Raw genomic sequence first — 11770 nt, forward strand, 5'->3', positions numbered from 1 at the left:
CTGTGGGCGTCTTGCGGGTCAGAGCGACGCTCCCGGTTGGGTCTCTGCGGCGAAGGCCGCGATGTCACTCAACAGGGCGGGGACCGCCGCGTCGATGATCTGCTGGCCCTTCTCGGGGCTGGCCTGGCCTGGGTCCGAGCCGATCCGGCCGTCGGGGAAGCGGGCGCGATAGTCGAGGGCGTCGCGGATCGGCCCGTTCGGCGCGATCTGCGGGCTGTAGTCGGCGGTCTTGATCCGCTCGGGATAGGCGGCCTGCGTCACCGCGATCTCGGATGGGGTGGCGTGCATGCCGTGGCCGGTCGGGAACAGCCGGTTGCACAGGCCATTGACGCCGGGCAGGTCCCACCAGTTCTTCAGCTTCAGGATGAAGGGCGGGCTGTCCTCGACGAAGCTCCACTCGGCGTAGATTTCCGAGATCGTCGCCTCGATGGTCGCGACGTTCCCGCCGTGACCGTTCAGGAAGTAGATCCGCTCGAACCCGTGACGGTTCAGGGACGAGACCCAGTCGGTGATCGCGGCCATGAAGGTCGAGGGGCGCAGGCTGATGGTGCCGGCGAAGGCCAGGTGATGCTGGGCCATGCCGATGTTGAAGGTCGGGGCCACGATCAGGTCAGCGTCGGTCTTCTCGGCCGCATGGGCGATGATCTCCGGGCACAGCCAGTCGGTGCCCAGAAGCCCCGTCGGCCCGTGCTGCTCGTTTGAGCCGATGGGCACGACCACTGTCCTGGACAGCGGGCCGCCGTCGTTCAGTCGGGCGTCGATTTCGGGCCAGGAGGACAGGTGGATCAGCATGAAGGCGGTCTCAAGCGACAGGGTGGGCGACTGTAGCGCGCCGGGCTCAGGAAGTCTTGGCGGCCGTGGCGGGCGGATGGGCGGCCATGAAGATACGCGCGGCCTCTCTGGCGCGGCCTTGGCGTTTCTCGGCCTCCAGCTGCGGCACGTCCAGCATGGCGCGCAGATGGCCGTGGCCCAGCACAAGGCCGGCGAACATCTCGGCCGCCTCTCCCGGGTCGGCGACGCTCATCCGGCCCAGCCGCGTCTGTTCCGCCAGCCAGGCGGCCAGTTCGCGCAGGCTGCGACGCGGGCCGGCTTCGTAGATAGCGTGGGCGATGTCAGGCGCCTCGACCGACACCAGGGCGACCCCGCGCATCGAGCCGACCTTGTCGCCGCTGCACACCCGGTTCAGCAGCGTCAGGGCCAGGGCCTCCAGCACCGTCTGCGGATCGCCGGCGCCGCGCAGGGGGGCGACGATGTCCTCGACCCGCTTTGACGCCAGGGCCTGGGCGATCTCCAGTTTGGAGGCGAAGCGGTTGTAGACCGTCTGTTTGGAGACGCCGGCCAGTTTGGCGATCTCGTCCATCTTGGCCTGCAACCCCTTGTCGGCGAACAGGGTCGCGGCGGCGTCCAGGATCGCCTCGCTCTTGCGTTCATCGACCTGTCCGAGACGGCGCGCCATCAGTGGACGTCCGAGGGCGGGGCGCCGGCCTGGGCCTTCACCGGCTGGGCGGCCAGGGTGACGAAGGCCGCGCCCGCGCACAGGATGGCCAGCAGGGCGAAGGCGTCGCCGAACGCCATCGTCGTCGCCTGTTTCTGCAACATCCCATAGATGGCCTTCATCGCCGAGGCGGCCGGGTCGATGGAGCCGGAGAACCGCTGGGCCATGCCGGCCATCATGTTGCGCATCGCCTGGTCGCCCTGACCGATGGCGCTGGTCAGTTCGCTCATGTGCAGGGCGGTGTTGGACGTCAGGCTGGTGTTCAGGATCGCCAGGCCGAAGGCGCCGCCGACGTTGCGCGACAGGTTCACCAGTCCCGAGGCGTTCTTGACCATGTGCGGCGGCAGGGTCGCCATCGTCACCTGCTGCGACGCGATCATGGCCAGCATCACGCCGACGCCGCGGAAGGCCTGGACCGAGGCGAAGTTCCAGAAGCCCCAGTCGTCGGTGACGACGCGCGCCTCCCACATGCCCCAGGCGCACAGCATGAAGCCGCCGAACATCAGCACCCGCGCATCCAGCTTGCGCACCAGTCGTCCGGCGAACGGGCCGGTGGCGAACATGGCCAGGCCCGATACGACCATGGTGGTGCCGACCTCTGACGACGAATAGCCCAGCACACGGCCCAGGAAGAGCGGCAGCAGGAAGGTGCCGCCGAACAGGGCGAACCCGACGATGAAGGTCATGATGAACCCGACCAGGAAGTTGCGATTGCCAAAGGCGCGCAACTCCACGATCGGCTGGCGATAGGTCAGGGACCGCCAGATGAAGATCGGTCCGGCGACCGCCGCCACGATGGTCAAAAGCAGGATGTGAGTGTCGTCGAACCAGTCGTTCTTGGCGCCTTCTTCCAGCACGAACTGCATCGACATCAGAAAGGCGGCCATCAGACCCAGGCCCCACCAGTCGAAGCCCTTGGCCAGCGACGGATCACCCTTGTCGAAGTTGCCGTAGCGCCCGACCAGAAACAGCACCAGCAGGCCCGGCCCGACGTTGATGAAGAACAGCCAGCGCCAGCTCAGCCACTCCGTCAGGTGCCCGCCCAGCGTGGGTCCGACGGTCGGCGCCAGGGTGACGATCAGGCCCATGACGACGCTGGCGGTGACGCGCTTGTCGGGCGGAAAGGCGGTGAAGGCGACGGCGAAGACGGTCGGGATCATGGCCCCGCCCACGAAACCCTGGATGGCCCTAAACAGGATCATCATGTCGATCGACGACGAAAGGCCCGTGGCGACGCTCATCAGCACGAAGCCGGCGCAGGAGACCAGAAACAGCCGCTGCGTCCCCCACAGCCGCGACAGGAAGCCCGATAGGGGGATCATCACCACCTCGGGGATCAGATAGGCGGTCTGGATCCAGCTGATCTCGTCGGCCGAGGCGCCGACCCCCGCCTGGATCTGGGGCAGGGAGGCGGCGACGATCTGGATGTCCAGAATGGCCATGAACTGGCCCACCACCATGCCGGCGAAGCCCAGCAACAGCATGGTCCAGTTGATCTCGGGATGGCCGGCGACGGGACCCTTTTGCGCGACAGGGGCCCCGCCATCTGCGGCGGGGTTGGCGGCGGTCACTGGCCTGCGGCTCCGGTCGTCGTGGCGGCTTCGGCGAAGCTCTGGCCGCCCTGGCTCTTTAAGTCGATCTTGACGTCCACCGACAGGCCGGGACGCAGGGCCAGGCTGCGGTCTGCGCCGCTGACGACGATGCGGACGGGCACGCGCTGGGTGATCTTGGTGAAGTTGCCCGTGGCGTTCTCGACCGGGAGCAGGGCGAATTCGGACCCGGTGGCGGGGGCGAAGCTGTCCACGCGGCCCTCGATCTTGCGGCCGGGGAAGGCGTCGGCCGAAATCTCGACCGTCTGGCCCAGGCGCACCTTGTCCAGCTGCGTCTCCTTGAAGTTGGCGACGATGTAGGTGTTGGTCAGGGGCACGACCGACAGCAGTTGCGTGCCGGCGTTGACATACTGGCCGGGCCGCACGCTGCGGGCGCCGACGACGCCGGCGACCGGGGCGCGGATGACGGTGCGCTCCAGCGCGATACGGGCCTGTTCGACCACGGCGCGGGCCTGTTCGACGGCGGCGACGCTCTGCTGACGGGTCGAGCTCAGCACGCCGGCGGTGCGTTGTTCGGCGACCAGGGCGGCCTGGGCCTGCTGCACGCTGGCGGCGGCGGTGGCGGCCGAGGCGCGCTCGGTCTGGATGCGCTGCTGCGAGACCCAGCCCTGTTCGGCCAGCTTGCCGTAACGATCGACCTCGGCGCGGGCCAGGCCGGCCTGGGCGTTGGCCTGGGCGACCGAGGCGGCGCGGGCGGCGATGGTGGCCTGTTCCTGCTCGGCCTGGGCGTCGACATGGCCGACGGCGGCGATGGCGGCGGCCAGATTGGCCTCGGCCTGAGCGAGCTGAGCCTTCTGGTCGGAATCGTCCAGCTTGACCAGGATCTGGCCCGCCGCGACCCGCTGGTTGTCGCCCACCAGAACCTCGGTGACCCGGCCGGACAGTTGGGGGCTGACCAGGGTGGTGTCGGCCTGGACGAAGGCGTTGTCGGTGCTTTCCCAACGCTGGCCGTTCACCCACCAGACGATGCCGCCCACGATCAGGGCCAGGCCGACGAGGGCGGCCGCAAACAGCGGCAGGCGTTTCTTGAGTTCAGGCGACATGGAATATCCGGGGGAGGTGCGGCGTTTTGAAGCGGCGCTAAAATGGACCGCGCCGTCCAAAAATCAATAGGCGACCGGAACGGCGCCGATCACGACCGGTTTTCGTGTATGTCCTGACCCCATGAACGCCCGCATCTCCGCCTCCCAGCCGCTGCCGTCCCGGGTCGATGTCGTGGTGATCGGCGCAGGCGCCGCCGGCATCGCCGCCGCGCGCCGTCTGTTGCGGCCCGGCCTGTCGGTTCTGGTGCTGGAGGCCCGCGACCGGATCGGGGGGCGCGCCTGGACGGTTCGGGCCGAGGGCGAAGGCTTGGACATGGGGTGCGGCTGGCTGCATTCGGCCGACGACAATGTGCTGGCCGGACGGGTCGAGTCCGAGGGGCTGACGCTGGATCAGACCCCGCCGCCCTGGCGCACTCAGGCCTTCGACCACGAAATGACCCGCGCGGATCAGGCCGCGTTCGGCGAGGCCTTCGCCGCCTTCGACCAGCGGGTGAGCGAGGCGGCGTCGCTAGGTGAGGATCGCCCGGCGTCGGACTTCTTCGATCCCGACAGTCGCTGGAACCCGCACATGGACGCCATCTCGGGCGCCTTGAACGGCGCGCGGTTCGCCGAGGTGTCCAGCCTGGATTATGACGCCTATGGCGACACCGGCGTGAACTGGCGGGTGCGCGAGGGCTATGGCCGGCTGATCGCCCGGCTGGGCGAGGCTGTTTCGTCCATCACGGTCACGGACTGCGCCGTCAGCCGCATCGACCGTTCGGGACCGGTGCTGCGGCTGGAAACCAATCGCGGTGAACTGACGGCGCGGATCGTCATCCTGACGGTGCCCAACAGCCTGATCGCCGGCGAGGCGATCCGCATCGATCCGCCGGTTCCGGCCCTGCTCGAGGCGACGGCGGGCGTGCCGCTGGGCCTGGCGTCCAAGGTGCATATGACGGTGCGCGGCGCCGGCGATTTCCAGCCCGACACCCAGCTGTGGACCCGCACCGATACGGCCGAGACCGGCGGCTATCACCTGCGGCCGTTCGGGCGGCCGATGATCGAGGCCTATTTCGGGGCCGACCTCGCCTGGGGGCTGGAGGCGCAGGGGCCGGCCGCCCTGTTCGACTTCGCCGTGTCCGAACTGGTCGCGGCTCTGGGGTCGGACATGCGCCGGCGCTTGGAGGCGGTCGCGATCAGCGGATGGGGCGTCGATCCCTGGTCGCGCGGGGCCTATTCCCATGCCTTGCCGGGCCATGCGGCGGATCGGGCGAAGCTGCGCACGTCGGTCGAGGACCGCATTTTCCTGGCCGGCGAGGCGACCGCGCCGGTCTATTACGGCACGGCCCACGGCGCCTGGATGGAGGGCGAGCGCGCCGCCGACGCCGCCCTGACCGCCCAAGCGCTCAAGGGCCTGGGTCTTGACCCGCGCCGCCCCGAGGACGACAGCGAGGCATGAAGCCCGCCAAGGCCAGAAAGCCCGCCGCCAAGCCTGCCAAACGCCCGGCCGTGATGACCGGGGCGGCCATACCCATGCTGCGCTGGCCGCCCGACGAAGACCGTGTCGAGGCGATCTTCGAACGCCTGTCCGGCGTCATGCCCGAGCCCAAGACCGAGCTGGATTTCTGCAATCCCTTCACCCTGGTCGTCGCCGTCGCCCTGTCGGCCCAGGCGACGGACGTGTCGGTCAACAAGGCGACCGAGCGGCTGTTCAAGGTCGCGGACACGCCGGAGAAGATGCTTGCCCTGGGCGAGGAGGGGCTGATCCCATACATCGCCTCCATCGGCCTTTATCGCGGCAAGGCGAAGAATGTCATCGCGCTGAGCCGCATCGTGCTGGACCAGCATGGGGGCGAGGTCCCGCTGAACCGCGCCGATCTTCAGGCTCTGCCCGGCGTGGGGCGGAAGACGGCCTCGGTGGTATTGAACGAACTGGGGATCGAGGCGGCCATCGCCGTCGACACCCACGTCTTTCGCGTCTCGCATCGGCTGGGCTTGGCCAATGCGGGAACGCCGGACAAGGTCGAGGCCCAGCTGTTCAAGGTCGTGCCGGAGGACTGGCTGCCCAAAGCGCACCACTGGCTGATCCTGCACGGCCGCTACACCTGCACGGCGCGCAAACCCAAATGCCTGTCCTGCATCATCGCCGACCTGTGCCCGTCGCGGGCGGGCCTGATGGCGCTGGGCGAGGCGGCGGGCTAGATCCCCGGAGCGGCGTCGGGGCCGTGGGTCAGTTTCTCGGCCAAGGCCTTCAGCACGCGAAGTGCGGCAGCCATATCCTCGTCCGACACACCTTCGAACATTCTCTCGCGCATGGCTGCGGCATGGAGCTCAAACGCCTCCATTTCGGCGCGCCCGGCCGGCTCCATCTTAATCAGCCATGACCGGCCATCTCCGATCATGCGGCGCCGGCTGACCATCCCGTCCTTCTCGAGTCTTTGCACCAGACGGGTCAACGATGCGCCGGACAACTCCATCCTGTTCGCCAACTCTGAAAGCGTCAGGCCCTTGGGCTCGTCCGCCAGGAAATAAAGCACCACGGTCGGCGCGCCCGTGTGGCCGGACTCCCGAAACAGGTCTGCAACGCGCAACTTCCATCGCTTGGCCGTCACCATCAGCGTCATGGCGACGTCCAACTGAAGAGTGCTGCGCTGATCTGACGACAGCAGATGCGGACGTGGCGACAAATACGACCTCATGGAACCAGTGGGCGGCGTGGCGGCTTTAAAGCGGCTAAAGCTAGATCGTAGAGGAATATTCTCCCCCAGGTTGAGCCTTTAGCGCGCTAACCATGCCGACACCTGATTTAAAGTGTTGATGTGGCATTAACGTTCATCTTAGCACGAAAGATTTTTGCATTGCGCCTTTTCGCCAACACCCGAGACGACAAGACGCTCAACGAGCTGCGCAGTATGATGGCTGCGGTCAGTCGTTCCCAGGCGGTGATCCAGTTCGATCTGGATGGGACTGTTCGGGAGGCCAATCCCAACTTCCTTTCGGTATTGGGGTATGAGCTGGCCGACATCGTCGGCCGCCATCACAGGATGTTCGTCGATCCGGCCGAGGCGCAGGCGCCGGCCTATGCCGAGTTGTGGCGAAAGCTGAACGCCGGCGAGTTCGTGGCGGACAAGTTCGTGCGCTACGGCAAGAGCGGCCAGCGGGTGGTGATCGAGGCCAGCTACAATCCAATTCTGGACAGCGACGGACGCCCCTACAAGGTGGTCAAGTTCGCCATGGACGTGACCGCCGTCGAGGAAGAGCGCGAACGCCGGGCCGAGGCGGACCATCAGGCCGCCCAGGTCCAGGCCGCCGTCGTCGAGGGTACGGCCAGGGGCCTGTCGGCCATGGCCGCCGGCGATCTGTCCTATCGTATCCAGGACGATTTCCCCGGCGACTACGCCGTGCTGCGCGACAACTTCAACCAGGCCATGGCGGCGCTGGACGAGGCGGTCGGGGTCATCGGCGTCAACGCCGGGTCGATGCAGTCGGGCGCACAGGAGATCGGCAGCGCCGCCGAAGATCTGTCGCGTCGCACCGAGCAGCAGGCCGCAAGTCTGGAAGAGACGGCCGCCGCGCTGGACCAGATCACCGCCACCGTGCGCAAGACGGCCGAGAACGCCCAGGCGGCGGACGCCGTCGTCATCCAGGGCCGAACCCAGGCCGAGGCCGGCGGCGTGGTCGTCCAGAAGGCCGTCGCGGCCATGGGCGAGATCGAACGCTCGTCCAACGAGATCAGCCAGATCATCGGCGTGATCGACGAGATCGCCTTCCAGACCAACCTCCTGGCGCTGAACGCCGGGGTCGAGGCGGCCCGTGCGGGCGAGGCTGGTCGCGGCTTCGCCGTCGTGGCCTCCGAAGTGCGGGCTTTGGCGCAGCGTTCGGCGGACTCGGCCAGGGAGATCAAGACGCTGATCTCGGCCAGCTCCACCCAGGTCAAGGACGGGGTGGTTCTGGTGCGGCAGTCGGGCGAGGCCCTGACCGGTATCGCCGGCCGCATCGAGGAGATCACCACCCTGATGAGCGAGATCCGCGCCTCGACCCAGGAACAGGCGGTGGGTCTGGCCGAGGTCAACACCGCCGTGAACCAGATGGATCAGGTCACCCAGCAGAACGCGGCCATGGTCGAGCAATCAACCGCCGCCAGCCTGAGCCTGAGCCGCGAGGCCGCCGAACTGGCCGAACTGGTCGGCCGCTTCGAGACCAGCCAGGTCGCAACGGCCCCGACGCCGATCCACGCAGCCCCCGTCCAGCAGATGAAGGCGCGCGTCGAAAGCTTCGCCCGCGCCCACGCCGCGCCTGCGCGCGCTCGCATGGCGGCCGGCGGGGGCGGGCGGGCCGCTGTGGCCGTCGTTCAGTCGGACTGGGAAGAGTTCTGAGCTCAGGCCCGGTTCGGGCGCGCTTCAGCACGAGGCGGCCTAGGTCTTCAGTCGCGCCTTGACGGCCTCGGCGAAGCCGGCGCCGTTCGCAGGGTCGTGGTCCAGGTAGAAGTCCGGCTCGATCAGTTCGGCCTCCATCAGCACCCATTGGCCGTCGTCGTCGCGGGCCATATCGATGCGAGCGTAGAGCAGCGGTTCGTCGATGGCGGCCAGGACCTGCTCGGCCAAGGCCATCGCCGCCGCGTCCGGCGTCACGGCCCTATACAGGCCGCCGAACTGCATCTGGATGCGGAAGTCGCCGGCCGCCGGGCGCTTGTTAACCGCATGGCTGAACCGGCCGCCGAAGAACAGAAGAGAGGTCTCGCCCTCGGTCTCGATCGACTTCAGATAGGGCTGGAGCATCGCCGCGCCCTCGGGCGCGTCGTCCAACACCTCGCCCGGCGTCAGGCGCAGGGTGCGAAACGCCCCGGCCGACACCGTGGGTTTGACGATCAGCACCGGTGCGCCCGTTTCGGCCAAGGCGGCGTCCACCTGATCCTGAGTCACGCAATCGGTCCAGCGCGTGGGCGGGATCGGCACGCCCTTGTCCGCCAGCCGCGCCAGATAGGCCTTATCCGAATTCCAGCGCAGCACCTCGGCGGGATTGGCGACCGCCAGACCGGCCTCGCTCCACGTCGCGCAAGCCTTCAGCCAGCGCCCATGATCGCGATGATAGCCCCAGGCGATGACCGGCAGGATCAGGTCATAGGCCTTGAGGCCCGACGCGTCCTCGACATGATCGCTCCAGGGCGTGGCCGTGACCGTCGCGCCCGTGCTCTCCAGCGTCGCCTTCAACCGTTCCAGCACCTCGGGCCAACGCCCGACATAGGTCTTGTCGGCAGGATCGGGGGTCAGGACGGCGATCTGGGTCATGCAGTCCTCATAACGAAGCGACGCGAAGCATATAAGGGCTTCCTTATGTGATTTCGGGTGACGTGCGGGCATTGACCGGCTAAGGCGCGACCATGACCCAGAACACCGCCCAATATGATGTCTGCGCCGTCGGCAACGCCATCGTCGACGTCCTCAGCCCCTGCGACGCCGCCTTCCTGACGGCCCAGGACCTGGCGCCCAACTCCATGCAACTGGTCGACGCCGAACGCAGCGCCGCCCTGTACGACGCCATGGCGCCGGGCGTGGAGGCTTCGGGCGGATCGGCCGGCAACACCGTGGCGGGCGTCGGCTCGTTCGGCGGCCGCGCGGCCTATATCGGCAAGGTCGCGGACGACACCCTCGGCCAGGTCTTCACCCACGACATCCGCGCTGCCGGTGTCCACTTCGACACCCCGGTCCTGACGGGCGGGGCGGATCAGGGGTTCGGCACCGGCCGTTGCCTGATCAACGTCCTGTCGGACGGGGCGCGCACCATGGCGACCTTCCTGGGCGCCGCGAACCAGCTGTATGCCGACGACATCGACGAGGCCCTGATCGCCTCCAGCGAGATCGTCTATCTGGAAGGCTATCTGTTCGATCCTGCGCCTGCCCGCGCCGCCTTCGAACGCGCCGCCGCCGCCGCGCACAAGGCGGGCCGCAAGGTGGCCATCACCCTGTCGGACACCTTCGTGGTCGCCCGCTGGCGCGCCGAACTGCTGGACTTCATCACCCAGTCCGCCGACATCGTCCTGGCCAATGAGGCCGAACTGGGCGCGCTGTTCGAAACCGAAGACTTCGACGCCGCGGCCGCGAAACTGGCCGCCATCGTCGAGATCGCCGCCGTCACGCGCGGCGAGCACGGCTCGGTCGTGATCAAGGGCGACGAGCGCGTCGTGGTCGCCGCCTATCCGGTCGCCAAGGTCATCGACACCACCGGCGCCGGCGACCAGTACGCCGCCGGCTTCCTGCTGGGCCTCGCGCGCGGCCTGACGCTGGAAGAGGCCGGCAAGCTGGGCTCTCTGGCCGCCTCCGAAGTCATCGCCCACTGGGGCCCGCGCCCGATGATGAAGCTGGTCGATCTGGCTTCCGAGCACGGGCTGAAGCTGTAATAACCCGATGTCTCCTCCCCACGATGTGGGGAGGAGGCGTTCGTCTTCAGCTTTTCCACCTCAGCGTCACAGGCTGGATCGGGTTGACGAACGGCCGATCCTCGGCGCGGCTCCTGGCCCATTCACGCTTCAGCTGCTGATACCATTTGGCCTGTTTGTCGGCGTCGTCGATCCAGATCAGGGCGGGGTCGTAGCGCAGGCCCTCGTTCTGCAGGTTCACCATGCCGCCGTCCTGTTTCAGGAAGGCGACCATCCCCATGCGCAGGAAGGGCTTGGCCAGGCCGAACACCCAGTGGTCGGACCAGAAGATCTGGGTGATACGCGTCTTGGTGTCGGTGATCGGCGTCAGGCAGGTCAGGGCCAGGACCTGTTTTTCACCCACCTGAATATGCTCCCAGCGGAAGCCCGGCAGGCGGAAGGTGATCTCGGTCGCGGGCGCGCCGCCAAGGATTTTATAGAGGCGGCTGTTCGACGAGGGCGCATGCCGCACCATGGCCCAGCCGAACGCGGTCGGGGCGAAGGCCTTGGACTTTTCGTGCATCGAATGCTCGGACCGCCACCACCATTGCTGGTGGACGTAGGGACCGTGGGCGGGGTCCATCAGGCCGACGACCGCGTGGTCGATATGGCTGTCGAAATCCATCGCCTCGACCAGCTTGGCCTCGCCGCCGACCACGCCGGGGAAGACCGGCGGCTCATGGTCCGGCTCCATTGGATTGCGGGTGTCCGACGCCATCCAGATAAAGACGAGGCCCTGGCTTTCGCGCACCGGATAGGACCGTACGCGGATGCGGTTCGCCTCGAACGCCTGATCCTCGACCAGCGAAGGAATGGCGGCGCAGACGCCGTCGGGGCGGAAGCGCCAGCCGTGGTAGGGGCATTCGACCGTCTCGCCCTCGCCGGGCTTTTCGACCAGCTTGCCGGCCGACAGGGGCGCGGCGCGGTGGGGACAGATGTCGCGCATCGCATAGATCTGGCCGGCGCGGGTGCGGCCGATCAGCACCGGCTCGCCCATGATCTCGTAGCGTTTCAGGCTGGCCGGGGCGACGTCGCGGCCCAGGGCGACGAAATACCAGGCGTCGGTGACGAACCTCTTGCCGAACGGCTGCGCGCCGGCTTTTGAAGGGGCGGGTTCGACCTGAGGGGACTGGACGGGAGCGGCGTCGGCGAGCTTCATACCGACTGTCTAACAGAGCCGCGCGCCGCCTGTCTCATGTCACCTGACAGAGAACTTTACATATCAAAG

The 11770-nt window shown here is 67.8% G+C and carries 11 protein-coding genes; 4 read left to right on the forward strand and 7 right to left on the reverse strand.

The window, feature by feature from the left end; translation table 11 throughout:
- Positions 1-18 precede the first annotated feature (18 nt).
- The 4 genes from ABIB58_RS13035 to ABIB58_RS13050 are packed head-to-tail and all read right to left on the reverse strand — an operon-like array spanning position 19 to position 4148.
- Positions 19-792 carry a creatininase family protein gene (locus ABIB58_RS13035; RefSeq protein WP_354041345.1) on the reverse strand — a complete coding sequence of 258 codons (774 nt, stop codon included), beginning with the start codon at positions 790-792 and terminating at the stop codon, positions 19-21.
- A gap of 46 nt (positions 793-838) precedes the next feature.
- Positions 839-1456 (reverse strand): TetR/AcrR family transcriptional regulator, encoded by a 618-nt coding sequence (locus tag ABIB58_RS13040; RefSeq protein ID WP_354041347.1) that lies wholly within the window; start codon positions 1454-1456, stop codon positions 839-841.
- Positions 1456-3066, reverse strand: coding sequence for a DHA2 family efflux MFS transporter permease subunit (locus tag ABIB58_RS13045; protein WP_502909761.1), 1611 nt, complete (start codon positions 3064-3066; stop codon positions 1456-1458). Before ABIB58_RS13045 ends, ABIB58_RS13040 begins: the two co-directional genes overlap by 1 nt.
- Entirely contained in the window at positions 3063-4148 is a 1086-nt protein-coding gene (locus ABIB58_RS13050; RefSeq protein WP_354041349.1) for an HlyD family secretion protein, read from the reverse strand. Before ABIB58_RS13050 ends, ABIB58_RS13045 begins: the two co-directional genes overlap by 4 nt.
- A gap of 121 nt (positions 4149-4269) precedes the next feature.
- Between ABIB58_RS13050 and ABIB58_RS13055 the strand changes: the two genes are divergently transcribed.
- Both ABIB58_RS13055 and nth read left to right on the forward strand, forming a co-directional pair.
- A complete protein-coding gene (locus ABIB58_RS13055; protein ID WP_045809553.1) occupies positions 4270-5586 on the forward strand; it encodes a flavin monoamine oxidase family protein in 1317 nt (438 codons plus the stop codon).
- A complete protein-coding gene (gene nth / locus ABIB58_RS13060; protein ID WP_354041352.1) occupies positions 5583-6329 on the forward strand; it encodes an endonuclease III in 747 nt (248 codons plus the stop codon). The genes ABIB58_RS13055 and nth overlap by 4 nt, the downstream gene beginning before the upstream one ends.
- Here nth and ABIB58_RS13065 read toward each other — a convergent pair.
- Entirely contained in the window at positions 6326-6751 is a 426-nt protein-coding gene (locus tag ABIB58_RS13065; protein WP_354041354.1) for a MarR family winged helix-turn-helix transcriptional regulator, read from the reverse strand. The two genes, nth and ABIB58_RS13065, sit on opposite strands and share 4 nt — an antisense overlap.
- Before the next feature lie 234 nt (positions 6752-6985).
- Between ABIB58_RS13065 and ABIB58_RS13070 the strand changes: the two genes are divergently transcribed.
- Positions 6986-8503: a methyl-accepting chemotaxis protein gene (locus ABIB58_RS13070; RefSeq protein ID WP_354041356.1), complete on the forward strand. Its 1518-nt coding sequence runs from the start codon at positions 6986-6988 to the stop codon at positions 8501-8503.
- 39 nt (positions 8504-8542) lie between these two features.
- On the opposite strand, the gene ABIB58_RS13075 is transcribed toward ABIB58_RS13070, so the two are convergent.
- Entirely contained in the window at positions 8543-9415 is an 873-nt protein-coding gene (locus ABIB58_RS13075; RefSeq protein ID WP_354041358.1) for an ATP-grasp domain-containing protein, read from the reverse strand.
- A gap of 92 nt (positions 9416-9507) precedes the next feature.
- Between ABIB58_RS13075 and ABIB58_RS13080 the strand changes: the two genes are divergently transcribed.
- Complete coding sequence (locus tag ABIB58_RS13080) at positions 9508-10524, forward strand: adenosine kinase (RefSeq protein ID WP_354041360.1); 1017 nt, start codon at positions 9508-9510, stop codon at positions 10522-10524.
- A 46-nt stretch (positions 10525-10570) separates the two neighbouring features.
- On the opposite strand, the gene ABIB58_RS13085 is transcribed toward ABIB58_RS13080, so the two are convergent.
- Positions 10571-11701, reverse strand: a complete 1131-nt coding sequence (locus ABIB58_RS13085) for an aromatic ring-hydroxylating oxygenase subunit alpha (protein WP_354041362.1) — start codon at positions 11699-11701, stop codon at positions 10571-10573.
- Positions 11702-11770 lie beyond the last annotated feature (69 nt).

It is taken from the genome of Brevundimonas sp. UYEF29 (assembly GCF_040546195.1).
In the GTDB taxonomy this organism is placed as follows: domain Bacteria; phylum Pseudomonadota; class Alphaproteobacteria; order Caulobacterales; family Caulobacteraceae; genus Brevundimonas; species Brevundimonas huaxiensis.